This is a genomic window from Streptomyces longispororuber (genome assembly GCF_014656095.1).
Classification (GTDB): Bacteria; Actinomycetota; Actinomycetes; order Streptomycetales; family Streptomycetaceae; genus Streptomyces; species Streptomyces longispororuber.
The window spans coordinates 43,081-68,171 of sequence record NZ_BNBT01000010.1; the positions used below are offsets into that span (position 1 = coordinate 43,081).

Annotated in this window: 22 protein-coding genes; 11 read left to right on the plus strand and 11 right to left on the minus strand. The window is 68.8% G+C overall.

Annotated features, from left to right (window positions below; all coding sequences use genetic code 11):
* Nucleotides 1-74 precede the first annotated feature (74 nt).
* Entirely contained in the window at nt 75-1,373 is a 1,299-nt protein-coding gene (locus IE330_RS05550) for an FAD-dependent monooxygenase (RefSeq protein ID WP_190134724.1), read from the plus strand.
* A 47-nt stretch (nt 1,374-1,420) separates the two neighbouring features.
* Here the strand turns inward: IE330_RS05550 and IE330_RS05555 are convergent, their stop codons facing one another.
* The 7 genes from IE330_RS05555 to IE330_RS05585 form a co-directional block, all read right to left on the minus strand.
* Entirely contained in the window at nt 1,421-2,482 is a 1,062-nt protein-coding gene (locus IE330_RS05555) for a DUF1295 domain-containing protein (RefSeq protein ID WP_190134725.1), read from the minus strand.
* A 61-nt stretch (nt 2,483-2,543) separates the two neighbouring features.
* Nucleotides 2,544-3,896 (minus strand): phosphatidylethanolamine N-methyltransferase family domain-containing protein, encoded by a 1,353-nt coding sequence (locus IE330_RS05560; protein WP_190134726.1) that lies wholly within the window; start codon nt 3,894-3,896, stop codon nt 2,544-2,546.
* Nucleotides 3,897-5,368: 1,472 nt separating this feature from the next.
* Nucleotides 5,369-5,539, minus strand: a complete 171-nt coding sequence (locus IE330_RS05565; protein ID WP_190134727.1) for a hypothetical protein — start codon at nt 5,537-5,539, stop codon at nt 5,369-5,371.
* A gap of 18 nt (nt 5,540-5,557) precedes the next feature.
* Entirely contained in the window at nt 5,558-6,529 is a 972-nt protein-coding gene (locus IE330_RS05570; protein WP_190134728.1) for an acyl-ACP desaturase, read from the minus strand.
* A gap of 5 nt (nt 6,530-6,534) precedes the next feature.
* On the minus strand, nt 6,535-7,467 hold the full coding sequence (locus IE330_RS05575; RefSeq protein WP_190134729.1) for an ACP S-malonyltransferase: 933 nt from the start codon (nt 7,465-7,467) through the stop codon (nt 6,535-6,537).
* Between the two features lie 164 nt (nt 7,468-7,631).
* Entirely contained in the window at nt 7,632-8,897 is a 1,266-nt protein-coding gene (locus IE330_RS05580) for a beta-ketoacyl-[acyl-carrier-protein] synthase family protein (protein ID WP_190134730.1), read from the minus strand.
* A gap of 31 nt (nt 8,898-8,928) precedes the next feature.
* Complete coding sequence (locus tag IE330_RS05585; protein WP_229925403.1) at nt 8,929-9,186, minus strand: phosphopantetheine-binding protein; 258 nt, start codon at nt 9,184-9,186, stop codon at nt 8,929-8,931.
* A gap of 753 nt (nt 9,187-9,939) precedes the next feature.
* Between IE330_RS05585 and IE330_RS05590 the strand changes: the two genes are divergently transcribed.
* The 8 genes from IE330_RS05590 (at nt 9,940) to IE330_RS05625 (ending at nt 19,754) form a co-directional block, all read left to right on the plus strand.
* Nucleotides 9,940-10,947: an alpha/beta fold hydrolase gene (locus IE330_RS05590; RefSeq protein ID WP_190134731.1), complete on the plus strand. Its 1,008-nt coding sequence runs from the start codon at nt 9,940-9,942 to the stop codon at nt 10,945-10,947.
* Nucleotides 10,948-10,960: 13 nt separating this feature from the next.
* Nucleotides 10,961-11,974, plus strand: coding sequence for a 3-oxoacyl-ACP synthase III family protein (locus IE330_RS05595; RefSeq protein ID WP_190134732.1), 1,014 nt, complete (start codon nt 10,961-10,963; stop codon nt 11,972-11,974).
* Nucleotides 11,968-13,668 (plus strand): fatty acid CoA ligase family protein, encoded by a 1,701-nt coding sequence (locus IE330_RS05600; RefSeq protein WP_190134733.1) that lies wholly within the window; start codon nt 11,968-11,970, stop codon nt 13,666-13,668. The genes IE330_RS05595 and IE330_RS05600 overlap by 7 nt, the downstream gene beginning before the upstream one ends.
* The gene (locus IE330_RS05605) at nt 13,665-14,669 is read left to right on the plus strand and encodes an NAD-dependent epimerase/dehydratase family protein (RefSeq protein ID WP_190134734.1); all 1,005 of its coding nucleotides are present in this window, start codon (nt 13,665-13,667) and stop codon (nt 14,667-14,669) included. The genes IE330_RS05600 and IE330_RS05605 overlap by 4 nt, the downstream gene beginning before the upstream one ends.
* Before the next feature lie 47 nt (nt 14,670-14,716).
* Complete coding sequence (locus IE330_RS05610; RefSeq protein WP_190134735.1) at nt 14,717-15,052, plus strand: hypothetical protein; 336 nt, start codon at nt 14,717-14,719, stop codon at nt 15,050-15,052.
* Between the two features lie 283 nt (nt 15,053-15,335).
* On the plus strand, nt 15,336-15,659 hold the full coding sequence (locus IE330_RS05615; protein WP_190134736.1) for a hypothetical protein: 324 nt from the start codon (nt 15,336-15,338) through the stop codon (nt 15,657-15,659).
* Complete coding sequence (locus IE330_RS05620) at nt 15,656-17,209, plus strand: ABC1 kinase family protein (protein WP_190134737.1); 1,554 nt, start codon at nt 15,656-15,658, stop codon at nt 17,207-17,209. Before IE330_RS05615 ends, IE330_RS05620 begins: the two co-directional genes overlap by 4 nt.
* A 1,018-nt stretch (nt 17,210-18,227) precedes the next feature.
* Nucleotides 18,228-19,754, plus strand: coding sequence for an ABC1 kinase family protein (locus tag IE330_RS05625; RefSeq protein ID WP_190134738.1), 1,527 nt, complete (start codon nt 18,228-18,230; stop codon nt 19,752-19,754).
* 554 nt (nt 19,755-20,308) lie between these two features.
* Here IE330_RS05625 and IE330_RS05630 read toward each other — a convergent pair.
* From IE330_RS05630 to IE330_RS05640, 3 genes are all read right to left on the minus strand, one after another.
* The gene (locus IE330_RS05630; protein ID WP_190134739.1) at nt 20,309-20,992 is read right to left on the minus strand and encodes a tyrosine-type recombinase/integrase; all 684 of its coding nucleotides are present in this window, start codon (nt 20,990-20,992) and stop codon (nt 20,309-20,311) included.
* A gap of 24 nt (nt 20,993-21,016) precedes the next feature.
* The gene (locus IE330_RS05635; RefSeq protein ID WP_190134740.1) at nt 21,017-21,787 is read right to left on the minus strand and encodes a site-specific integrase; all 771 of its coding nucleotides are present in this window, start codon (nt 21,785-21,787) and stop codon (nt 21,017-21,019) included.
* Nucleotides 21,788-22,031: 244 nt separating this feature from the next.
* Nucleotides 22,032-22,316, minus strand: a complete 285-nt coding sequence (locus tag IE330_RS05640) for a hypothetical protein (RefSeq protein WP_190134741.1) — start codon at nt 22,314-22,316, stop codon at nt 22,032-22,034.
* 806 nt (nt 22,317-23,122) lie between these two features.
* Here IE330_RS05640 and IE330_RS05645 point away from each other — a divergent pair.
* Entirely contained in the window at nt 23,123-23,536 is a 414-nt protein-coding gene (locus IE330_RS05645) for a hypothetical protein (protein WP_229925404.1), read from the plus strand.
* Between the two features lie 610 nt (nt 23,537-24,146).
* A complete protein-coding gene (locus IE330_RS05650; protein ID WP_229925405.1) occupies nt 24,147-24,440 on the plus strand; it encodes a pilin in 294 nt (97 codons plus the stop codon).
* On the opposite strand, the gene IE330_RS05655 is transcribed toward IE330_RS05650, so the two are convergent.
* The gene (locus IE330_RS05655; RefSeq protein ID WP_190134743.1) at nt 24,418-25,032 is read right to left on the minus strand and encodes a serine/threonine-protein kinase; all 615 of its coding nucleotides are present in this window, start codon (nt 25,030-25,032) and stop codon (nt 24,418-24,420) included. The two genes, IE330_RS05650 and IE330_RS05655, sit on opposite strands and share 23 nt — an antisense overlap.
* Nucleotides 25,033-25,091: the final 59 nt, after the last annotated feature.

The following is a 25,091-nucleotide window of genomic DNA, read 5'->3' on the forward strand; positions in this document are numbered from 1 at the left end:
CATTATGTAGGAACTCTTGGTAATTGGGCGTCGTCTCCTGATTCATGCACTCGAACGTGTGACGGAGGTCGAAGGTGGAAGTCGCGGAAGCCGTGGTGGCGGGCGCGGGACCGGCCGGATGCGCGGCCGCGCTCGCGCTGGCCCGGCGTGGTACGCACGTGACACTGGTGGAGCCCCGCCCCGAGCGCGGCGGCCGCTTCGCGGGCGAGTGGCTGCACCCGGCCGGTGTCGCGGCCCTGGCCCGGTTGGGCGTCAGCCTGCCGTCCGGCGCCTTCGTCGAGAAGCGCGGCTTCCTGGTCCATCCCGGAGCGGGGCACACCCCGATCGAGCTGCCCTACAGCCAGGGCGGCGCGGTGACCGCGCCGCACCACGTCTTCGCCGGTGCCCTGCTGGCGCAGGCGCGCCGCACCGGTTCCGTGACGGTGGTGCTCGGCCCGCGCCTGACGGACGCGACAGCCCGCGGCGCCTGCCGGGTCGCCGGTGAACTGCTCCATGTGCCCCTCGTCGTGGGGGCGGACGGCCGCAACTCCGCGGTACGCAGGGCTTTGTACCGCAACGCGGCCCCGCCCGTGACGCTCTCGCACACCGCCGGACTGGTCCTGCGCGACGTCCCCCTGCCCACGGAGGGGTACGGGCACATTTTCCTCGGCGGCCCCGGGCCGGCGCTCGTCTACCGCATCGCTCCCGCTCTGGTCCGCGTCTGCCTCGACGTCCCCCTCAGCCGCCCCGGGGCCGGGCAGGTGCGCGCGTACCTGGAGGGCCGCTTCACCGGGCACCTGCCCGCCGAGCTGGCCGAGGCGTTCCGCCGCGGCGTCCGCGCCGGCGACGTCCAGTGGTCCGCGGGCCAGTTCCGCCGCCGCGCCTGCTTCGGCCGCGGGCGGGTGGCGCTGGTCGGTGACGCAGCCGGATGCGGACACCCACTGGCCGCCCAGGGGATGACGAACGCCGTCCTGGACGCGGAGGGCCTGGCCGCGGCCACCGACCTGGAGGGCTACCGCAAGGCGCGCACGCAGGCGTCCCGCGTTCCCGAGCGCGTGGCCGCGGCCGTCCACCGCGTGCTCACGGGACACGACCGGGCCAGCCTCGCGCTGCGCCACTCCCTGTTCGCCCTGTGGCGCGGCGACGCGCACGAACGGGCGCGCTCGATGCGGCTGCTGGCCCTGGAGGAGACCCGGCGCGGTGCGCTGTGCGGCTCGGTCGCCCACATCGCCGCAGGCGCCCTGGCGTACGCCGTGCGCGACGAGCGCAGTGACCTGCTCGACTCCGTCGCCACCGTCACGGGCCTCACGAACTGGCTGCTGTGGCTGGCGGGTTCGCACGTGGGCGTCCCGCCCCGGCGACTCGTGCGCAAGGTCGCCGTCATGGGGTGCTGACCCCGCGGCGGACCGGGCCCGCCGCCCGGCTGCCGGGTGGAGGCGGATCAGTACACGTACGGGAACATCCGGAACCGGGCCCGCTCGCAGTACTGGCTCCACACCGCTCCGTACTTGGCGCGGCAGCGCCGGTCGTCGCGGTGTGCGCGATGGACGAACAGGACGAGGAGGAACGCCGGGACCGTGTACGGCAGTGGCGAGTGCGCGCCGCACAGCAGCGTCCAGCTAACGTAGACGAGCAGCTCGCCGGTGTAGTTGAGCTTGCGGCCGATGCCCCAGAAGCCGGAGACCAGGAGCCTGCCCCCGACGGTTTCGGCCGGACGGCCCCAGATGGTCGCCCTCGCGTCCTGCTTGAAGCGGTGCTTCTGGTCGTTGGCGCCCCGGAAGAGCCAGAAGCCCAGGACGAACAGGAGACAGCACAGGGCCCCGAGCCAGAGCGGCAGCGGCTGGTGGACGTCCACCAGCACCAGGCCCGGGAGTCCGTAGAAGAACGGCACCAGCACGTAGTCGCCCCACACCAGCATCCAGCCGAAGCGCTCACTGGTGAGGTCCCAGGTGTGCAGCATGCCGCCCTCGAACTGGAAGTAGTTGGCGAGGTAGACGAAGAAGAAGACCTGGTAGAGCGCCATGCGCGGGGTGAGCGAGCCGTGCTCCACGTACTGCACGCAGGCCGCGGAGAAGTTGATCAGCAGCAGCCCGATGAGGGAGGGCCGGTAACTGAACAGCTTCAGGTCGACCCCACCCCACCGGGGATTCAGTTCGACACCGAAGAAGTAGTCCTTCACCGCCGCCCACGGCCCGGGCCGCGGGCGCACCGGCTGATGGTGCCTGCCCCGCACCCAGAGGATCCCGGCCAGGGCGAACGCGAAGACGTTCGCCGCGACGAACAGGTCCCGCAGATGCCGTACCGGATAGGCGAGGGCCTGGGGAGCCCGCCACCACAGCAGCACGCAGACACCGACCGTGAGGACGAAGAGCGCCAACCCGTTGAGCCGGTACACGGGGACCGGCCCTGAACCGGCTGCCGCTCCGCGCACCACCCGGCCGGGGAGCCAGCGGGAGCCGGCGAACAGTACACCGACGAAGCACAGCAGGATCACACCCGCCACTTTCCAGCACCTCCGAACATGTCGGCACAGAGGGGGCACGGACGACGGGCGGCGCCGCCCGTCAGTACAGGCGGGGGACGATCTTCCAGGGCACCCGCCGGCAGTACTCCAGGTAGGCCTCGCCGTACTTGTCCCGACAGCGCCGCTCGTCGCGTCCGCAGCGGTCGAGCAACAGGACGGCCAGGAAGAGCAGATAGAAGTACGGCAGCACCCGCCCGGCTCCGACGGGCGCCACCCAGCACGCGGCGAGCACGAACTCGGGCAGGTAGTGGAAGTGCCGCGCCTGCCCCCACCAGCCGGAGTACAGCAGCACAGAGGAGTGCGTGCTGCCGTCGGCCGTCGTGTACGAGGCGTGCAGCACCCGCGCAGGACGGCCCCAGACGAGGGTGTCGCCGTGCGTGTCGCGTACCCGCTGGCGCTGGGCGTCCGCCGCGTAGTTGACGGCCAGCGCGGCCAGCCCCACGGCCAGGAGCAGCACGGTCTCCCACACCGGAAGAGAGCGGGGACGGACGACCAGATACAGCGTGCTCAGGGTGTAGACGCCGGGCAGCCACACCGTGACACCCCAGCACAGGTAGTAGCCGAACCGGTCGTGCATGACGTCGAGCGTCCCGAAGTAGCCGGCCTCCCAGACGAAGAACTTCACGATGTAGGCGAGCTGGAGGCCCACCGCGACGATCATCGAGGAGGACACCGCGCCGCTGCGCTCGTGCTGGGCCGCCGCGAACGACACCAGCAGCAGGCTCCACCCCATCATGCCCACACGGCAGTTGAACAACTGCTTCAGGTCGACACCACCGATGACGGGGTGCAGCTCAGTGCCCCAGAAGAAGTCCAGGACCGGGCGTCCGGTGCTGCCGTGGTCGGGGCCCGACGGGCGGCGCAGCCCCTTCACGTACAGCCCGGCGCACAGCAGCAGGCACAGCACGCACGACGTGGTCAGCAGCTCCCCGAACCGGTCGTACAGCACCCCGGGCGAGAACCACCCCAGTCCGGCCGAGGCGAGGAGGTGGACGAGGTGCGTCACGAGCAGGGCCAGGGGCCCGTTCGCACGGTACGAGGGCCGCACGCCCGCCGGGGTGACCGGCCCCCGCACCGTGCGCCCCGGCAGGAGCCGCAGCAGCAGGGCTTCGGCGACGACGAACCCGCAGAGCATCAGCGCGGCGGAAGCGGACGGCCTCGGCAGCGCTGCCGCCAACCGGGGCCAGTCGGACGGGGTCAGCACAGGAGCGAGGGCCCCGTCGAACGCCATGACCAGCGTCACCAGGAGCAACACCAGAGGCGGAGTGACGATCACCAGGAGGGAGGGCAGGAGCACACACCGCAGGAACTCGGAGAGGCGGCCGAGCTGAGCACCCCTCCAGGCCGGGACGGCCGGTACGGCGGTACGCGCGTCGGCTCGGTCATCGGTCACGCACCCACGCTAGGGCGGGCCCGAGCGGAGGCAACGGCTTCCGGGCTCGCTGCACCCCGATCCGCGGAGGAAACCACGCGATCGTGTGGTCGCCGGGGGCCGGTCTGCAGGCAGGGGGTCGCCGGTGGCAGGCAGTCACCGGAGGCAGGCAGTCACCGGCGACAGGCAGGCACCGGCGACAGGCAGGCACCGGCGACAGGCAGGCACCGACGGCAGGCGGTTACCGGCGGCTGCCGGTTCGTGGCGGACGACTGCGAGCGGCTTGCCATCTGTGCCTCCGCCTCCGCCTGGGCCCGCGTCACCCGTCGGGGGGCGGCGCTGACACGGGGCGGGCGCGCGCTCCTGCGGGTGGGCGTCAACGCGGCGCACTCACGGTGAGACAGCTTCGCCATCGCCGGCCCGTGGAGCCCGGAGGGGCTGCCGGAGTGGCGGCTGAAGGGGCCGGGTGCTGCGCGCTCCCGAACTCCTCGCCGTCTCGACGATGGTGCCGCCGCACACCTACGCGCGCCGGATGACGGACACCGTGCGGCGCGCCCGACCGGCGTCGGAATGGCCCTCATCTCCGAGATCATTTCGGACGCGCGGCAGCGCGGCGTGGCCATGACGGCGATGGCCAAGGGCCAGCGGGGCCCACTGGCCGCGATGCGGGCCTGGTGGCCACGTTTTCGGTGCCCTAAGCCACCGGCGAAAGGGCCGCGCTGGCTGTGCCCCCAGAACCGACCGCGCAGAGGTCGCGCCAGGTGACAGCCGCACCGTGTCCCCCGGCGCGTGGACGCCGTGGGCGTGGCCGCCTCTGGCCCGCCGCCTCACCGACGACGCGGCCCCGCGGAACCTGAACCTAGGACAGACGGTGCAGGGGCTGCATCGTGCCCGGTCGCATGGCTGCTGGGGCACGGTGTCCCGTGCTGCTGTGCCGCGCTGCGGTCGATGCTTGCGGTGGGATGCGTTGATGTGGTTTCGCTTGCGGGTAACGTGGCGGACGGTGGGCAGGGAGGCGGTTCGGCCGTGGTGGAGCACGGTGCACGGTCGGCGGAGGCTGACGCTCCGTCCGTGCTTGGCGGGCCGGGAGTGGTCGTGCCGGCCGCAGGTGTACTGGGCGTGGGCGTTGCGGAGGTTGGCGGCGGACAAGGGGGCGGCGGGGGCCGCTCGGACGGTGCGGAGAAGGTGGGCGTCGCGGATGCTGCGGAGGTGCGGGCACTACTCGGCTCGGTTGGTCGGGCAGTGCCTGTGCGTGGTGTCGGGGCGGGTGTGGTCAGGACGGTCTTCGTCACTGCGGGGGCAGGTGTCGGCGGCGGAGAAGGTTTGACGGTGGCAGTAAGGGCCGGTGCCACCGGGGGCACATCCACGGTGACGTGGGAACGCAGCGAGGGCACTGCGGCGCAGCTCGCGGCTGCGGCGATGACACAGCCCAGTATCAGGACGAGGAGGGTGCGCATGGGTCCGGCCTTTCTCTGTACCGGCAGCGTCGGTGGCTAGGACATGCTGAGCGTTTCCAGGAACTTCCGGAGCCCGGTGAAGAACTTCTCGATGGCGTGGACCAGATCGAGGAAGAAGTGGGCGGACTCGACGGGGGCGACGGCGATGACGAACAGCAGGATGATCAGGACGAGCCAGAACAGCAGTCCCCGAGGCGCGCTCAGCACGGCAGCCCTCCTTCCTCGTCAAGTGCTGTGTCGGCCGCGCGACAGCGGCACGTCCGCATGGTGACGTGCCGCGGCTCGGCCGGATTCCGCGTGTTGCGCGGTCTGCCTGCGGGCGCGCAGTTGTATGCGGTCGATGTGTCGCAGCAGCATGTCGCGAGCCTTTTGTCCTTCACAGCGCAGATCCGTGCGCTGCCGTACGCGCAGGGTGCGCAGGAGCGGTTGCAGGATGTCGTCGTGGTGGATGCGCAGGTCGTAGATGCCGGCCTCTGCGACCTCCTCGGCCTGGCGGGCGAAGCCGTGCATCGCGTGTCCCGGCATGCGGAAGGAGGTGACGACGGTGGTGAGGGCGCACATGGCCTGGTCGGGCGCGAGGTCGAAGGCCGCGGAGAGCATGTTGCGGTAGAAGAGCATGTGCATGTTCTCGTCGTGTGCGATGCGGCGCATGAGCTGTTCGCAGATGGGGTCGCCGCTGAGGCGGCCGGTGTTGCGGTGGGAGATACGGGTGGCCAGTTCCTGGATGGTGGTGTAGGCCAGGGCCGTGAGGGGGGAGCTTCCGTAGCCAAGGATGTAGCCGGTGGACATGAGGTGGCGCCGGGCGTCTTCCAGGGCGACGGGGTCCACGGCGCGGGTGGCGTGGAGGTAGTCGCGCAGGGCCGTGCTGTGGCGGGCTTCCTCGGTGGTCCACTGGTGCACCCACTGTTCCCAGACGTCGTCACGGCCCAGTCGGACGGCCAGGACACGGTGGTAGCTGGGGAGGTTGTCCTCGGTGAGGAGGTTGCACACCAGGGACGTCGTCACGGCTTGGGGCAGGTGGCTGTCCTCGGGTCGCCAGGGCCGTCCGTGAAGGGGGCCCTCGAAGTTCCGTCCCTGGTCCCAGGGGATGTACTGGTGGGGGTACCAAGGGATGGCGTCGCGCAGGTGTCGCTCGTACTCGCGCGCGGCATGGGGGGCCAGTTCGCGCAGTACGGTGACGTCGTCCAGTCTCGCCATGAGACTCACTCGCTTCTGTGCTGCCGCACGGGCGGCGTGAGCGGCGCGCAGGCGTTGAGGCGGCGCTCGACCAGGTGGGGGGCGGCATGGCCGCGCAGCGGTGCGATGACCGTGGCGGTCGGGAGTGTGGCACGGACCAGGGGGGATAGGAGCGCGCCGGGTCCGGTGTCGATGAAGACGTTGACGCCTTGGCGGTGCAGGTCGTGCAGGGAGGCCTGGAACTGCACGGGGCGCGTCAGGTGGTGGCCGGCCAGTTCCCGCAGCCGGGCGGGGGTGTGGACGGGCCCGGCCAGGGCCGAGGAGTACAACGGGACCGTGGGGGTGCGCAGGTCCACCGTGCGCAGGTAGGTGTGGAATTCCTCAGCGATCGCACTGAGGTGCGGGTGGTGGTATCCGGTGCGGCTGGCCAGTCGGGTACAGCGGATCTTCGCCGTGCGGGCCAGCGCGTGCAGGATCTTCAGTTCGTGCGACGGCCCGGAGACGACCGTCTGCCCGGGCGCGTTGTCGCCCGCGGGGCGGGTGTGGTGCAGTCCGGTCACTGCGAGGAGCGCGGTCACCTCGGCGACGGGCAGGGCCAGGGCGAGCATGCCCGCGCTGTCCGGGGCGGCCGGTGGCGGCAGGTTTCGCAGCAGCGTGTGCCGGGTGTGCAGGATGCGGGCTCCGGTTGCCGGGGTGATGGCCTCGGCGACGGCGAGGGCCGCGATGTCACCGACGCTGTGGCCCATGACCCACCGGGGGCGGCCTTGCGAGGAGTGGCGCAGGAAGGTGCCGCATGCGACTGCTCCGGCGTAGGTGGCCAGGTCGAAGGCCAAGGGGTCGTCGGCCAGCAGCGCGTCGGGTCCAGGGGCGTCGGGGTCGGTGAGTGTTCGGGTGACGGTGTGCTTCGTGGCCGGCCTGACGGCGTCGATGGCGACCAGGGTGTGGATCACCTGCGGCACATGGGCAACACCCCTGAGCGCGCCGGGCCCGTAGGCGCCCTGGCCTGGGCAGAGCATCGCGCTTGTGCGGGCCTCGGCTGCACGGGGCTCGGCGTCAGGGACGTGCGGGTGGGTGATACGGGCACGGCCCGGCTGGAGGCGGGGCGAGGGTCCGGTGGGGGGTGTCACGACGGGCTGCGCAGGACGAGGGCGACGTTGTGGCCGCCGAAGCCGAGGCTGGTGCTGAGGGCGGCGATGTCGCCGGGGGGAAGGGCGCGGGGCGCGGCACCGACGATGTCCAGGTCGATGCCCGGGCCGACTCGTTCCAGGGCGCAGGTGGGAGGCGCGGTGCGGTGGAAGAGGGCCAGGACGGTGGTGAGGGCTTCGATGGCGCCGGCGGCTCCGACGGTGTGTCCGAAGGCCGCTTTGGTGGCCGAGACGGCGGCGTGGTCCGTCGCGGAGGTCAGCGCGGTGCGCAGAGCCTGGGCCTCGGTGAGGTCGCCGACCGGGGTGGAGGTGGCGTGGGCGTTGATGTGCCGGATGTGGGAGGCGTCGAGGTCGGCGTCGGTGAGGGCGTCGGTCACGGCCCGGACGGTTCCGGCGCCGTCGGGGCTGGGCTGGGCCACGTGATGGCTGTCGTTGCTGATGCCGGCTCCGGCCAGGTAGCCGTAGATGCGGGCTCCGCGTTGCCGCGCGTGGTCGGCTTCCTCCAGGGTCAGCATGGCAGCGCCTTCTCCCAGGACGAAGCCGTCGCGTTCGGCGTCGAAGGGGCGTGAGGCTCGCTGGGGCTCGTCGTTGCGCCGGGACAGCGCCCGCATGCGGCTGAAACCGGCGACTATCAGGGGGTGCAGGGCGGCGTCGGTGCCGCCGGCCAGGACGACGCGGGCCTGACCGGAGCGGATGAGGCTGAGGCCGAGGGCTATGGCCTCGGCTCCGGAGGCGCAGGCGCTCACCGGCGCGTGAACGGCGGCCTGGGCGCCGATGAGCAGACCGACCTGGGCTGCGGCGTGATTGGGCAGGATCATGGGTATGCAGCGCGGGTTGACGCTTGAGGGGCCCTGCCGCAGCAGGAGGTCGAGCTGCTGGAATTGGCTGATGATGCCGCCGATACCCACGCCGACGACCGCGGCGACGTGGGCGGGGGGCACGGCGTCGCCCCCGCCCACCGGGTGGCCGGCATCGCTCCACGCCTCGCGGGCGGCGACGAGGGCGAACTGGGCGGAGCGGTCAGTGTGGTTGACCTGTGCGGCCGAAAGCTGGGTCGCGGGGTCCACGGCGGCCGGGGCGGCGATGCGTACCGGCAGGGTGTGCCCGCACTGGCTGCTGAGGTCGAGGTGGCACACGCCGGTCTTGCCGGCGGACAGGGCTTGCCAGGTGGTGTGGACGTCGCCGCCCAAGGGGGTGGTGGCGCCCAGCCCGGTGATGGCGACGTGGCGGGAGGATCGGTTCACGAGGCCCTCCGCGGAGGTGTGGGGGGTGGGGTCAGGTGGAGGTGCTGGCGGCCTGATCGATGTAGCGGACCGTCTGTCGGACGGTGTGGAGCTCGTCGGCGTCCTCGTCGGGGATCTTGATGCCCCAGCGTTCCTCGATGGCGGCAACGACCTCCAGCCTGGCCAGGGAGTCGATGCCCAGGTCGTCCTTGAGGTCACTGTCCGGCTGCACTTCCTCGGGGATCAGGTCTTCGATGGTCTTGTCCAACAGCACGACCAGATCCTGGAAAAGGGACTGTTCGGAGGCCATGGTGCTCTCCTCATCGATGTGGAGGATCTTCGCGTGCGCCTTACGGGCCGCGAAAAGGGGCCGTTGTACCCCTCTGTCTGCCGAAAAGGCGCAAAACATCAGACTGAACATAACGTCAGGTCTTGCTGCGCTCAATTGAGGCCGCTCGCGCTCCGACGTCGAACACGGGAATGCGAGTCTCCGGCTACAGATACCACAGCCCCTGGCTTCCAAACCAAACGGTGCCGGAAGGCCAGATATTCGGACAGGCAGTCCGAATCGAATGGGATAGCACTTCTCGAACCCCTCCAGTGAACAAGATTAACGGCAGTCGTATTGTGCCGCAGTCACATGCGCCCGCACCTGTGCTCCTGACAACTTTTCCGGACGAAGGAGACTCGATCAGCAGCACTGGAGAACGCTGTCGCACACCGACAAAAGACGCCACCACCAGCCCCTTCCCCTGATTACTCGCGATCACCTCGGCGGCAGATCAAGAAAGCGACACAGAGTTTTGGCCAACGATTACGGTGCCAGCTTGACACTGCAACACCAAGCTGGCTAAAACGGAAAAGCTGATTCAGCAGTCGGTTTACGGACCTCCGTCAGATGTGCGAGCACGCACCGATCTCCCTTTAGGGCCAGCTGCCCGGGACCATCACCGGGCATCCCGAAAACTTGCATGCTCGCATTCTCGGGTAGCACGGCGACACCTGCACATATCTCACCCAATTTTCCCTTTGCGCTGCACATGCACCCAAGGAAGGTGAGCCGGTGAAGCGGGAAGACATGAGCGCTGCCGGATACTCATTCCGTTCTCATTGGTTCAGGCATGAGGACGGCACTTCTCAGCACTATCTGGACGAGGGGTCGGGCGAGCCGCTCCTGTTCCTACACGGAAACCCCACCTGGAGCTACTGCTGGCGCCGCCTCATCCACGCACTGCGCACCCGGTACCGCTGCGTCGCACCGGACCACGTCGGGATGGGTCTGTCCGCCCGGCCCGACGAGCGTCACCACCCCTACTCGGCGGTGCGACACCTGACGGATCTCCAGGACCTGTTGGCCCATCTGGTGCGGGATCGGGGGATGCCGGGACGCGGGTGGACGCTGGTGGCCCACGACTGGGGCGGAGTCATCGGCATGGCCCTGGCGCGCCGCGATCCCGGCCTGGTACGGCGCCTGGTGCTCCTCAATACCGCGGCGTTTCCCTGGCCCGGCGGATACCGGCTCCCCCTCGCGCTGCGCCTCATCCGTGACCACCCGTGGGCGGCACGGGTGGCGCACGCCAGCAATGCCTTCGTCCACGGCGCCGCCCGGTGGGGGGTGACGCAACCGCTGCCGGACGAGGTGCGCCGCGCGTACACCGCTCCCTACCGCGGCGCGGCCCAACGACTCGCTGTCATCCGTTTCGTCCAGGACATCCCGATGAAGCAGGGCGACCCGGCGTGGCCGCTCGTCGACGGCACGGCGGAGGATGACGCGGTTCTGGCCGCCATGCCGGCCTTCATCGGCTGGGGGGAGAGAGATCCCGTCTTCAACGACGTGATCCTGGCGGAGTGGCGGCGACGGCTTCCGCTGGCCCGCGTGCACCGCTACCCGCAAGCCGGCCATTACGTCATGGAAGACGCCCACCACGAACTCCTCCCGGCCCTCGAAGCGTTTCTCGGCTCGACTGCGCCCGGCCCGCCTTCCGGCCTCTCCGCAGTGCAAGCGGCCAGGACAGGCAAGCAGCCGACATCTCCCACCAGTCCGCCGCCCCGTGCCGATCACAAGCCGTAGTGAGGGAATGGTGATGGACCACAACGTGTACACCCGTATACGCGAGGTGGCGGTGGAGGTTCCGCAGGGGCGGCAGACCGTGGCCGAGCTGGATGCTCTGCTGCGCATCGCGGCCGAGGGGCTGCCCGTGCCGGACCAGCCGCTCCAGCGCCTGTACGGGCTGCAGAGCCGCGTGATCGCTCCACCTGATGTCTATCCCTCGGCCCTGGCTGCGGCCGCCGCGCGCACGGCTCTGGAGCGGGCCGGCTGCCCGGTCGGCGACATCGATCTGCTGATCTACGCGTCCGTCACCGCGGATGTGGAGGAGCCGGCCACCGCCCACATCGTGGCCGACGCACTGGGGGCACGGTGCTCCGCCTTCGATGTCAAGAACGCCTGCAACGCCGTGATCAGCGCCCTGGACATCGCGGACGCCCTGATCCGCCGCGGCAGTTACCGGCGTGTCCTGATCGTCAGCGGAGAGGTGCTGTCCCGCTTCACCCGCCGCCGCATCCATGACCGGGCCGACCTTACGCTGGCGCTGGCCACGTTCACCGGCGGCGACCTGGGCGCCGCCTTCCTGGTGGAGGCAGCCTCCCGCCCCGGCATCCTGGGCAGCCGTTTCGCGGCGGACTCCAGCGGCTGGCGAGCGGCCTCGGTTCCCAACCCGTTCGCCCAGGGCGGCCACGACGGCCGCCTCGCTGAAGCCCGCGTCGATTCGGCCGGGCTGGTGGCGTCACTTGAGCGCGGGCCGATCAAGGAGACGGCGACCCTCTTTCCCGACCTCGACCTCGACCCGGACCGGGTGGACTTCGTCTGTGTCCATCAGCCCTCGGTCAACCTGCTGCACTACCTGTGCCGCCAGTTCAGCGTCCCGCGGGACAAGATACTGCCCACCGTCGCCGAGTACGGCAACGTCGGCTCCAGCTCCCTGCCCCTGCAGCTCTCGCTGGCCCAGCAGCACGGGCGGTTGCGCCGCGGCGACCGTGTCGCGCTGATCGGTGCCGCCAGCGGTGTCAGCGTCGGCGTCATGGCCCTGCAATGGTGAGCGCCCTCTCCCCCGCCGCAGCCACGGGTCTGCTGGAAGCCTTCGCCGAGCAGGCCGAGCGCTGCCCCACGGCGCCGGTCCTGCACCGCCCCCTCCGGCACAACCGCTACGGGGCCACCACCTACGGCGAACTGCGGGCGCGGGTGCACCTGACGGCCTCCGCGCTCACCACGGCCGGCCTCCTGCCCGGTACCCGCGTGGTGCTGATGGTCCGCGAAGGGCGGGAATTCCTGACCGACCTGTACGCCCTGCTGCAGATCGACGCGGTCCCCGTCCTCATCGACCCGGGTCTGCCACGCGAGGCGGTGCGACGCTGCCTCGAGGAGGTCGCACCCCAGGCGTTCATCGGCCAGCCTCTGGCGCACGTCGCCCGCACCGTACTCGGCTGGGCACGGCACACCGCGACACTGTGCCTCAGTACCGCCTCCCGCCCCTTAGGGCCCTGGCCCCGGCTGGCGGACCTGCGCCGCGCCGCCCGCCGAAGGCCGGTTCCCCTGCGCGGGAACAGCGACGCGCTGGCGCTGATCGCCTTCACCTCGGGATCCACGGGCACCCCCAAGGGCGTTCAGTACACCTACCAGCAGCTTGCTCAGCAGGCCCGTCACGCGGGCAGCGCGCTGGGCATCCACGCGGGCGCCCCGGCCGTCTCGGCGTTCCTGCCCTTCACCCTGTACCTGCCGGCGCTCGGCGCGCACACCGTGCTGCCCTCCTTCGACCCCCGCCGCCCCGCCGACACCGATCCCCGGCCGATCGTCCACGCGCTCCAGCACTTCGGCGCCCGCAGCCTGTTCGGCTCGCCCGCGCTGGTGCGGAACGTGGCGCGCCACTGCGTCACGCACGGCATACGGCTGGACAGCGTCACCGACGTCGCGACGTTCGGAGCACCGCTTTCCCCCGCGCTGCTGGATCTGCTCGACCAGTGCCTGCCCGCGGCCTGCCAGGTCCGCAGTGTCTACGGCGCCACCGAGTGCCTCCCCATCAGCATCGCCGACCGCGATGCCCTGCGCACCGCCCACACCGAACAACCCCCGGCACCGGGCACACCGATCGGCGTGCCCGTGCCCGGCCTCACCATCCGCGTCATCGACGCCGGCCTTCCCGCCAGCGCCGACCTGAGCAGCGCCCCGGCACTCGCGCCGGGCGCCATCGGCGAGATCACCGTCAGCGGCTCCCACGTCAGCCGTGCCTACTTCGGACGGCCCCGTGCCAACGCGGAGGCGAAGATCCGGGACGGCCACCGCGTCTTGCACCGCACGGGTGATCTGGGCTGGTTGGACGACGCGGGCCATCTGCACTACTGCGGCCGCAAGGCCCACACCGTCCACACCACCGGCGGCATGCTCCACACCGAGCAGATCGAAGCACCCTGCAACAGGCTGCCCCACGTCTCGCGCACCGCGCTGGTCGGCATCGGCCTCCCGGGGCAGCAGCAGGCAGTGCTGTGCGTCGAGCTCGAACGGCCCAGTGCCCTCTCCGACGTGGCCGACCTCGATCGTCTGGTACGCCGACGACTGCGCGACGTGCCCGGTGGCGAGCTGGTCGACCACCTGCTCATCCACCCCCGTTTCCCCGTCGACATCCGGCACAACGCCAAGATCGAACGCGGAAAGCTGGCCCGCTGGGCAGCCCGCAAGCTGTCCCCGCCGGTCGCCGCCGCTCCGGCGGCCGTCACCACAGCCAAGGAGAAGGCATGAAAGTCCTGGTCAGCGGAGGCAGCGGCTTCCTCGGCCGCGCCGTGTGCCGGCACCTCCTGGCCGCCGGACACGACGTACGCTCCCTGGCTCGCCATCCGAGCAACCGGCTCGATCCCGCTGTCCACCAGGTGCTCGGCGACCTGCGCGACACCGACCGGCTGCGTGCCGCGGTGCACGGCTGCCGGGCCGTCATCCACACCGCCGCCCGAGCCGGCATCTGGGGCACGCGCAGGGAGTTCTACGACATCAACGCCCAGGGCACGCAGAACCTGCTGGCCGTCTGCCAGGAGCAGGGCGTGGAACGCTTCGTGCACACCTCGAGTGCCAGTGTGGTCTTCGGCAATGCCCATGTGCGCGGCGCCGACGAATCCATCCCCTACCCCCGCCGATACCTGGCGCCCTACCCCTGGTCCAAGGCGATCGCCGAGCGCGCCGTGCTGGCCGCCAACTCCCCGGCCCTTGCCACCACCGCCCTGCGCGTGCACCTCATCTGGGGGCCGGAGGACCCACACTTCCTGCCCCTCCTGCTCACGGCGGCCCGCTCCGGTCGGCTGGTGCTGGTCGGCGACGGCACCAACCTCATCGACACTGTCTACATCGACAACGCGGCCGCGGCCCACCTGGCAGCGCTGGAGAACCTCTCTCCTACCGCTCCGACCGGTGGTGCGGCCTACTTCATCACCCAGGGACAGCCCATCGCGCTGGAACAGATGGCCCGCAACCTGCTGACGGCCGCCGGCGCCCCGGTACCGGTGCGCCATCTCCCGCGCCGGCCCGCCGTCGTCCTGGGGGCGGCGGCCGAGCTCCTGTGGCGCGCGCTGCGGCGTACCGACGCCCCGCCCCTGACACGTTTCCTGGCCGCCGAGCTGGCCAGCGAGCACTACTTCGACATCTCCGCGGCCAGACGCGACCTGGGCTACCGGCCGGCGGTGAGCACCGACGAGGGCCTTGCCCGCCTCACGGACCACTGCCGCACGGCATCCGGGGCCGCGCTCACCTGAACCGCACAGCGCACACCGTTATCGCCCCTTCACCCATGGGAGGACGTATGTCCAGCAGAAGCTCGCACAGCCGTACCGGCCTGTCTCGTTTCCTCGGCGACATCGTCGACAGCTCCAAGGACTTCATCGACGGCGCCCTGGACCGCATGCAGGACACCGAACGCGACATCCGCCGCGGTTTGACCCGGGCCGTGGAGTACCGCGAACGCTCCGGAACGCGCGGCGAAGGACACCGTGAGGAGTACGAGTACCGCACCGAGCGGCGGCACTACGACGACGACGCACGCTTCGACGAAGAGCGGGAGGTCGTACGGGAGGACACCACACGCAGCAAGAGCTCCCGGCCGACGAGCGCGACGAGCAGTACCAAGAGTGCACCCTGACCCGTGACACGGCTCCGGGCCACCGGCACAGCCGCGTGTACCCGCACAAGAATGCATGTCCGGTGGCCCGGCGTCGCGGCAGCTCGCACCTCACCACACCGCGGCGCCGTCCGCCACAGCACCCAGGATCAATGACCGCGGCACGACCCGCTGCGCAGGGCGACATCGGACCCTCCCGCAGCGCGACACGCGCTGCCGCCCGGCGTCTGCCGCTGCCGTACCGGCCATCGCACCGGCGAAGGAGCTGATCATTCCCACCGCCCCACAGCCCGGCGAGCGCATCGTGCACCGCACCGACGCCGGCGACCTGTACGAACCAGCGACCGGACGGACGGTGGACCTCGCCGTCTTGCGCGAGGACATCCGGGCAGGACGGCACTTCATCGCCCGGCACGAAACCACCGGAGCCGAGTGCACCATCGACGTCCTGCTGGACATCCTCACCTCCACGCTGCCCGACACCCTGGCGTGGCTGGCCGCCGCCCGACCGGCACCCGCCCCGTGCCGGCTGTCCGAAGCCGCCGTCCCCCGCTCCCACAGCCGCCCGGCGGCTCGCGGCGAAGCACGCGGAAGAAGGCAGCCCCGGCCACGCAGGGCTAATCCGTGAGCGCGGCCCGCGCCCGCCTGCTGGCACACGTCGCCAAAGCCCTCCTCATGCGCGAAGTGAGCGAGACTCCCCTCGCGTGGCGACACCGCCGCACCGACGACAGCAGCGAGGCCAAGATGCACCGGCGTGCCGTCGCGGTACGCGAAGCGTTCGAACAGCTCGGCCCCTTCTACATCAAGATCGGCCAGATCCTCTCCACCCGGGAGGACATCGTTCCCAGCGCCATCGCCAGGGAACTGGAACACCTCCACGACCGTGCCTCCGTCATGCCCTTCACCCACATGGAACCCGTCCTGGAGGCGGCACTCGGCCGCGGCTGGCGCCGCATGTTCCGCAGCTTCGACACCCGCTCCCCTCTCGGCGCCGCCTCTCTGGCCCAGGTCTACGCCGCCCGCCTGGACAACGGGCAGCCCGTCGCGGTGAAGGTGCAGCGCCCCCGCATCCGTTATGTGGTCGAAGAAGACATGAAGATGCTGCAACGCGCTGCCCGCCGCTTCGCCGCCCACGCCCCCCGCTTCAACGCCACCATCGACACCCAGGCCATGCTCGGCGTCGTCCTGGACGCCATGCGCCCCGAACTCGACTTCGTCCTCGAAGCGCGCAACATGGACCGCGCCCGCACGGCCGCGCGCTCCTTCGAGCTGGTCGACGTACCCGACGTCCTGGACGCCACACCCACCGTGCTCGTCCAGAGCATGGCCGCCGGCACGAACATCCGCGACGCGGACCCGACCGCCTTCAAACCCGACGAACGCTCCGCCATCGGCCGCGACATCCTCGCCTACATGTACCGGGGCTATTTCGTCGACATGACCTTCCACGCCGACCCGCACCCCGGCAACATCTTCGTCGCACCCGGCGAACCCGCCTCGCTCATCGACTGGGGCATGGTCGGACACATCGACCGCCGACTGAGCATGTCACTGATGCTGATCCTGCTCAGCCTCTCCCGCAACGACGGCACCGCCCTGTCGAAAGCCTGGATCGAAATGGGGAAACTCACCCCCTGGGCCGACGTCTCAGCCTTCACCCAGGACATGACCGCCCTGGTACCGAAAATCGCCACGGCCTCCCTGGAAGAACTCAACTTCGGCACCACCCTGACACAAGTCCTCAGTCACTCCACCCGACGCGGCATCCAGACCAGCCCCATGGTCTCCATACTGGGCAAATCATTCGCCAACACGGACGGATCCGTCCGCTACCTCGCACCCGAACTCTCCGTGACCGAAGTCTTCCAGGACCAAATGCGGACCATCCTCTTCGAATACGCCCGCCAGGCATTGTCCGAGGACCAGGCCGCACGCACCGCCATGGAACTCCTCATCGCCGCACAGTCAGCGCCCGGAGAACTACGCGGCCTTCTGCGCGACCTGGCCAACCACGAGCTGACCGTCCAATTCTCCCAAGTGCAGAAACAGAACTTCTTCCCCTACCAGGACCGCATCGACAGCAGAGCGAAGAGGGCGCTCCGTACCGTACTTGCCTTCGCAGCCCTCGGCTGGTGGCGAGCCGAGCACCTGTACCGCAAGACTCACCCATCCATCTGACATGAACTGTGGTCGTTGGTGGAGGCGTTGCTGTCGAAACCGGGGCCGAAGTCGGTCCAGGGCAGACTCGGGTGCCGGACCGGCAGGCCCTGTGCGGCATTCTCTTCGTCCTGCACACTGGCATCCAGAGGGAATACCTGCCCCTGAGGTCGAAGAACCATCTGGACTGGGAGCGGGCGGTGATCGACTCCTCGTACGTGCGGGCCGCCCGCAGGGGCCCAAGAGCGGTCCGAGCCCAGTCGACCGTGCCCGGCCCACCGCGCTCGCCCGTCGCGGCGGGCCTCCTCCGGGCTACTGGGCGCCACGCGGGACACCCACCGGCTGCGGCTAGACGGCATCATAGAGCGGCAGGAGAGAGCGCACCCACTCACCGAAACCTCGCTCATCAAGTCATGGTGCTCGCGCGCGACTCCGGAGACTTCTGAACGGGTCCCCGTTCGCCCCATCTCCCGCTTTTCGGGATTCGGATGCCGGCTCGGGTATGTGCCGCCGAGGCGTTTCTGGAAAATTCCGGCTCTGATACCAGCCGCGTGCGGTGTTGCTACAGACACGGCCAAACGTATCCATGATCGTTCAACGCGTGCACGCACAGATCTCCTGAGCCTCTTACCTTTTGCGCCGCTGTGGAGTGTTCTGGAAACGATGTCCCAGTGGCGTTCCTATGGGAACGGCCATCACCATCTATCGACGAGAGATAGCGGACATGGCCAGGAAAAGGCAAAGGAAAAACCTGATCGACGACTTGCTCGATCGAACTGACGACGCGAGCCGTGACATGACCCACGTGGTCCGCCGATCGGTCACAGGCCGAAAGAGGAGGAAGAGGGGAAGAAGGGGGGCGCGTGGGAGCAGGCCAAGCGGAGCAACCAGGCCATCGAAGCGCTGGCAGTCACGCTCGACCAGTACATCCAGCACGACCGGGAAATGGCACAGTCCTGCGGTAATGAGGCGTGACCGGAGCGCGAGGCGCATACGCCTGCGCGAGCTGCGCTGCCGGCCCGGCCAGAAGGGGGCCTAGGTGACACAACGGCGCGGGCGGCGTGCCCTGCATATTCTTGGCCGCCTCGGTGCCCAGGAGACGTCCCGGGCGGTCAAGAGTCGGTGGACACAGCGCAGGGGGGAGCATGCGGAGGTAAGTGCCGACCGGCAACGGGCTGTAGCGATTCGCCAGGCGCTGGAGCAACTGGGGCCGCTCTATATCAAGATCGGTCAAATCCTCACGACCCGGCCGGACTTCGTACCCGACTATGTCCGTGAGGAGCTTGCGCTGCTGACGGACCAGGCCACAGTCCATCCCTTCGCTTCATTTGCGGAAGTGCTGGAGGAGGAGCTCGGCGCTGACTGGCATGCGTCCTTCAACTCTTTCGAGACAGACGAGCCGCTGGGGGCTGCCTCCCTGGCGCAGGTGTACCGTACCACTCGCAGGGACGGGACTCCATGCGTAGTTAAGATCCAACGGCCGGGGTCCATCGAGGCCGTTCTCGGAGATATGCAGGTCCTACGCCGCGTCGCCAAAGTGATCGGGCGCGGGGCGCCTCGCTTCAACGAAGTTATCGATATTTCGGCCATGTTCGACGTCGTATTCCGTGCCATGGCCGACGAGTTGGACTTCACGCGAGAAGCCGACAACATGAAGGACGCCAGGAAGGCGGCTCGCGACTACAAGACCATCAAGATACCGAAGCCAATCCTGGCCACTCCGCGTGTCTTGATTCAAACATTGGCCGATGGCCAGTCCGCCAACCGCCTGAAAGGCGATGAGTTAAGCACCAAGCAGCGAAAAAAAGTAGCCAAAGAGCTGATGGCCTATGTGTTTAAAAGCTACTTCACGGACCGTGCGTTTCATGCCGATCCGCATCCGGGGAACTTTCTGATCAGCCCCAACGGCAAGGCCCATATCATAGATTGGGGCATGGTCGGCCGACTGGACCGCAGCACGAGCACAGCAGTGCTGGGAGCCATGGTTTCGATAGCCTACAACGACGGACCAGCTCTTGCGCGGTCGTGGATGCAGCTCGGCACCCCGTTGCCCTGGAGTGACGTCGGAGGATTCATCTCAGACATATCTCGGTTCGTGCCTCACGTGACGGACGCCTCCTTGGAAAAGCTGAACTTCGGCGTGGCTCTCACCAGCGTCCTGACTTTCTCCACTCGGCGAGGTATCCAGACATCACCCAACGTCTCCATGATAGGTAAGTCTATCGCTAACCTGGAGGGCACCGTCCGTTACATTTATCCTCGCATGAAGATGGCGGATATCATTCGAGATTTCACACAAAGCATCCTTACTGGGCTCGTGCATGAGAGCATCTCGCCAGAGCAGTTGGCTCTGCACGCGATCACAGCTATCCAGGGGATATCTCAGAACTATCCAGGGGATATCTCAGAATCCGAGGGAAATCAGCGGACTCCTCACGGACCTGGCGCGACGTCAGCTCACCGTGCACAATCAGACCCGACTGAACGACACCCGTATCAGCAAACCGTACATGGCCGCGCTTGTCGCCGCATGCAACCGGGGCCAGTGAGGTGCAGTTCTTCGTAATGCGAGTCTGACAGCGTTGGTCGGCGAAAGCTCTGCTGACCGCGGTCGGCTCGCTGTTGCGCTACCTGTATGTGGTCGGCCGCATCCCGGCTGACCAGGTGGGGCGCTTCCCATGTCGAACGTCTGCTGCTGACGGCCGAGGTCGGTGAGGTGCTGGCCGACTATGACACACGGACGCTCCCGTTGTTCGGTCGCGTCAGTGTTCTTCACGGCCGGGCCCCTACCAGGCGCTGGACGGGTCTGCATGCGGGTAATCGTGAAGATGGGCTTGCACGAGGGCCGACCTGTGATCAAGTGCTGTGGCATCACAGCCAAAGCGCCAGGCCACATGAAGGACCTTCGCCACCGCTGCTGCGACGTCGGATGGTGACCGGCCTCAGACGAAGGCCACTGTACGACCCGAACAGTTGAGGCGACGACTAGAACCGTCTCTGACCTGCGCGTGTGCATGGTAGTTCTCCTCGTGGTGCACATTTGGTGCACATCCGTCACACACGCGTCGAGCACGGTGACGCGGAGTCCTGATGCGCCGACCATCGTCGCTCCCTTCTCTGTCACTCCCCGTACGACTTGCGTAACGTTCGCCCAGTCCGCTTCTGCCTGCAGACGTCGGCGTACTTTCGGATCCTGTACCTCCGGACCACGGGCTCTTGAGTGGCGAGGCACCGTAGGACGCAGCACCTACTCCCCACCGGGGCAGCCGAAGCCTGGCGAGGCTGCCCGCCGGCGTTCGCGCTCCGCCCGGGGCACAAGCGCCGCCTCCGCAGACCAGGTGGAGCCGGGATGCCGTACAGCTCCTCGAATGAGGCGGGAGCGTTCTCCCAGTCCACCTCCCACACCAGGTATCCGTACGTGTTCAGCGTCTCGGCAAGGCGGGCGTGCCGCATGCGGGCCTGCACTTTGCTCGGCTCCAAGCCGGAGGCCACCCAGACCGCGTCGGCGAAGTGACGCAGATCGTGGAATGTGGTTTCGTCCGGGATGTCGATACCCCGCGCTTGCACCCTCTTCTTCGCCAGCCTGAAAGCCTTGTTCAGAACAGCCGCCTGGATAGGCTTCCACTTGCGCGTCACCATGACCAGTTCGTCGTACTCACGCGTAATGGGCGCAAGGCCACGAAGCTCTCGATTCCTGAGCGCCGCGATGGGCAGCGGCGTCCTCCAACGGGCGATGTGCTCGACATACTTGGCTTGCAGGAACGAACCGACGTCGAGCCACGCATAGCTGGCTTGCGTCTTCAACGGGACGGCCTTCCCCTTCTGACGCTACGCTTCCACGCGCTGCTTCCCCGGGACGGACTCCATGTCCGTACGGCGGACGCCTACGGCTTCCCCGGCGCGCAACACTTGGGGAGCCCCGTACCACACCAGCAACTCGTACCACGGGTGGAGCTCGTCCGACAGGGCGACTACGTGCCTCCAGGTAAGGCGTACCTTTCGCCTGCCGCTTACCGGCAGTCGGATGCCGGCGATCGGGTTGCCGTCCAGGTAGCCGTCTTCCACTGCCGTCGACAACATCGCTGACAGCGTCTTCTTCACTCCCGCCCGAGTGCCATCCGCCATGCCCTTTGCCTTCAACATGCTGAAGAAGTCCCGGTAATCGCCCCGCTTCACTTCATTCAGCAGACAAGACCCCAGAGCCGGGACCACGTAATGGCGCAGACGGTACCCATAGATCTCCAAGGTGGTCTCGCGGCCCTCGTGTCGGGACAGAAACGTCTCCACATACTCCTCGATGGTGGGAGGTGCGTCCTCAGCCTTACCGGCGCCCTTCCGACTGGAACGGTGAGGTAGAGGGTCACGGCCCTCGGCCACTGCGGCACGCTGACTGCGCTGGTACGCAAGAGCGGCCTGTTTCCTGTTCTTTGCGAAATTCTTCGCCCGCTGTCGGCCGTCCTTGTCCCGCCAACACGCCTGCCACCGCATCTCGGTGCCGTGCATCGGGGTGGGCACAAGCCCCGGATGTTCAGGGCAATTCGGCTCGCCCGGCTCCGGCCGGGCCTTGTGCCAGCGGTCGTACGGTTCTTCCTTCGCCATGGCGGTATCTCCTCATAGCTGAGCTCGTGAATTCAGCCCTCACGTCGTCGGGATTTGACGCACCGGTCGACGTCCGATTCCCGATAGCGGAGAGCTCGGGTGCCAATGCGCAAGGGTTCTGGGCCCCGTCGCTGCACTTCCCAGGTGGCGGCCCAGTCGTAGAGCGTCTGGCGTGCGGCGCGGAGGCGGTCGGCCGCCTCCTGAGCTGTTGGCCAGCGCTCGGGACGGGAGAGTCTTCTGGGCATCAGCGCGGCTCCTGCTCCATGCCCTTCACCGCAGGGAGCGGACGGATGACCAGCGACACCGCGGCGTACGCCTGCGTCGGCATCTCGGGCATGGTGAGCTTGTCGAGCTGGATCAGGCCCGCGCGGTGAAAGATCGATGTCAGACGTCCGCGGATCAACGCCGAGCACTTGTCAGGGCTGTCACCGTGGGTGATGAAGGCGAGTAGTCCCGCGGGGCCGAGAAGCGCGGACCACAGAACGTCCTCGGCCCAGTCGACAGAGCGAGCGTCAATACAGACGATCATGGTGCAGAAGGGAACGAGGGCGGCGTGGAACGCCGTCTGGCCCTGGGGGGGTCCGGTAATGGACTGTCCTCGAGACGTACTGCGCGCCCTCCGGTCCGGAGTGGGACTCCGCCGACGCGCTTGTATCCGTCATGGGTTGCACGGGGCGGCATACAGGGCGCAGCACGCGTACGGTGATCGTCCGCGCCGGTCCCGAAAAGGACTCCGCCACCGCCGCGACGACCCGCGCCGCGGGGCAGGCACCGTCCGCTTCAGCCAACGTCACGAGCACGCGTTCCTGGGGCTGGCAGTAGAACGCGATGGCGTCGAGGACGACGGAGACCAGCCAGGGGGCATCGTCCTGACTGTCTTCGCACCGTAGTGGGGATGTGGCATCTTCGGCTCCTCTTGCCCTCTGGTGCGAGGTGCTCTGTCGCTTCAAGAGGCCGAAAGCCACACGGATTTTCGACACGGAACTATGAGCGTGTGCCGCGTGACCACACCGTGTCACCACATCGGCGGCCGGTGCTGTGGCACTCATCTCTGCTGAAGTACTGGTCAGGCGCTGTTGCGGAACTCCTAAGAGCCGCTTGCAGCGCAGGCGCGAGCGTCAGGCCCTACGCGACCCACCACGATGACTACCCGTGCAGTGCCACGGCAGCCCGTTGACGTAGATCTTTAAGCGGCAGTTGTCCGGTGCTTGGCGGTGATCGGGCTTTCTGGGGGGTGCCGTGATAAGCCCGAGCCCCGAAGGAGGCGTGGCCTTGCCAGTCGTCAGAAGACGTGACTGCCATACCGATGCGGCCGCCGGTGGGTCACCGTTGCCCTTGGACATCGCGCGAAGCGGTTTCGAGCTGCTGGTGACCGGGCCCGAGCCGCTGTCTTTCGACTGCCGAGGGATCGAGGGCCTGCCCGACCGACGTGTTCCGTTGGACGAGCTGCTCGACCGCCTGCTGCACGGCCACTGCTCGCAGCAGGTCAAGGACACCGTCTGGGCCTTGCTGGTGGAGCGCTCGCGCACCGTTGGCTCTGCGTGGACGTTGGCTTGCGTCGGGATGGCCCTGCCCGCCTTGGCCGGCGTTGCCAAGCGGCTGACGGCGCGATACGCGGGAGATCCGAACGATGTGCACGCCGAGGTGCTGGCCGGGTTTCTGAGCGCTCGAGCGCGGTCGACCTTGCTCGGCCTCGCATCGTCGTTCGGCTCAAGTGGGCTGCCTACCGTCGAGGTTTGGCCGCGCTGACGGAGGCACTCGATGCGCCCGTCCCGGTGGAACCCCACGGGTTCGCCACCGATCCCCCCGAACCACCTGGGGGACATCCGGACCTTGTGCTGGCGCGTGCGGTCCGCGCGGGAGTCCTGACCCGGACCGAGGCGGACCTGATCGGTCGTACGCGGCTGGAAGGGCAGTCCGTCAGCGACTGGGCCGGTAAGCATCACCTGACGCTCGCCTCCGTCTACAAGGCCCGGCGCCGGGCGGAACAGCGTCTGGTCGCGCTTATACGGGACGAAGACCGGACCGCCGAGGCACGAGATGCCGTCGCACGCAGGTCGGCCACGCGTAGTTCAGGACCGGCTCTCTCGGCACGATCGTCGAGGACTTCGCTCGTCACTCTCCGTACTGCTCACGGCTGGTTGTCCAAAGGCGTCGACCGAGCCGGTCTCTTCGGGTGCGGGGACTCCCTCATAGGCTCCGCGCTTCCTTCGCGCCATCGGAGATGCCTGAGATGCACGAGAATCCTCACCGCACAGCACGGAAGTGGCGTGGCCACCCTCCCCGGTCCTGCCGGGGCGCGGGAAGGGGTGGCCGCCGGGCCCTCCGGTGGGCGCTGGTCATCGCGCTGACAGCCGCCGTGTCCGGGCTCGGGGCTTGCTCGGTGTACGCGGCGGACCATGCTGCCGTCCTGGCCCTGGCGAAGTCCGTGAACGAGGTGCTCGACAACATCCGTAACTGGATCATGGGCGTCCTCGCCGGGCTGGCCACCGTCTTCCTGACCATCGGGGGCGTTCTCTACCTGATGGCCGGCGGCGACCCGGGCGAAGTGCAGCGGGCCAAGACCGCGTTCAAGAGCGCGGGGTGGGGTTACGGGCTGGCCGCGCTCGCGCCCCTCGTCGTGGAGATCCTCAAAGGGATCGTCGAGGCGTGAGCGCGATGATCTGCCGTGTCGTCGCCCGTCGTCCGCGCCGCCGCTGGCGAAGGAGAGCTGCGGCCGGGGGCGTCTTGCTGGTCACACTGGTGGCGGGCTCGAAGGAGCCCGGCTTCCACGACCAGGAGCAGTCCAGCAGTTGTACGCCGTGCTCGGTGTGGAGGGCGTGGTCGGGCTGGAGGTCGGCGTGGACCCAGCCGGTCGCGTGGAGACGGGCCACCGCGTCACACAGCTCCGCCATGGGTGTCCGAGCCGTCAGGGGGTCGGCGGTGCCGTCGCGCACGGCCCGCAGGGCCGTCCAGGTCGAGGGGCCTTCGTACCACGGGGTGATGAACCACGCCGAGTCCGGGCCGCGGCCGTGGGCCAGACGACGCGCAGGGCCCCAGATGGCCGCCATGACGTCCGTCTCGCGCGCGGTGATCGCAGCGCCTTCCCCCGTCCCCGCCTTGATGGCCACCGCCCGGCGCGGTGCGGTGGCCTTCCAGACCGCCGACCCGCGGCGGTCGCTGACCGGCAGGAGCTCCACCAACCCGCCGCCGCATAAGGCCTTCGCAGCCGCACGGGCCTCCGCTGGACAGGGTGTCTCGCTCATCTCGGCACGCTCGCCTTCCTCGATGCCCTAGGGTCGTCACCGTCCCGGCGGGGTGCCTG

Excerpts from the sequence above, each read along its gene's own strand:
- IE330_RS05570 (WP_190134728.1), bottom strand. The coding sequence starts at position 6,529 with ATGGCGAGACTGGACGACGTCACCGTACTGCGCGAACTGGCCCCCCAT.
- IE330_RS05585 (WP_229925403.1), bottom strand. The coding sequence starts at position 9,186 with ATGGCCTCCGAACAGTCCCTTTTCCAGGATCTGGTCGTGCTGTTGGAC.
- IE330_RS05640 (WP_190134741.1), bottom strand. The coding sequence starts at position 22,316 with ATGATCGTCTGTATTGACGCTCGCTCTGTCGACTGGGCCGAGGACGTT.
- IE330_RS05655 (WP_190134743.1), bottom strand. The coding sequence starts at position 25,032 with ATGAGCGAGACACCCTGTCCAGCGGAGGCCCGTGCGGCTGCGAAGGCC.
- IE330_RS05635 (WP_190134740.1), bottom strand. The coding sequence starts at position 21,787 with ATGGCGAAGGAAGAACCGTACGACCGCTGGCACAAGGCCCGGCCGGAG.
- IE330_RS05600 (WP_190134733.1), top strand. The coding sequence starts at position 11,968 with ATGGTGAGCGCCCTCTCCCCCGCCGCAGCCACGGGTCTGCTGGAAGCC.
- IE330_RS05605 (WP_190134734.1), top strand. The coding sequence starts at position 13,665 with ATGAAAGTCCTGGTCAGCGGAGGCAGCGGCTTCCTCGGCCGCGCCGTG.
- IE330_RS05610 (WP_190134735.1), top strand. The coding sequence starts at position 14,717 with ATGTCCAGCAGAAGCTCGCACAGCCGTACCGGCCTGTCTCGTTTCCTC.
- IE330_RS05595 (WP_190134732.1), top strand. The coding sequence starts at position 10,961 with ATGGACCACAACGTGTACACCCGTATACGCGAGGTGGCGGTGGAGGTT.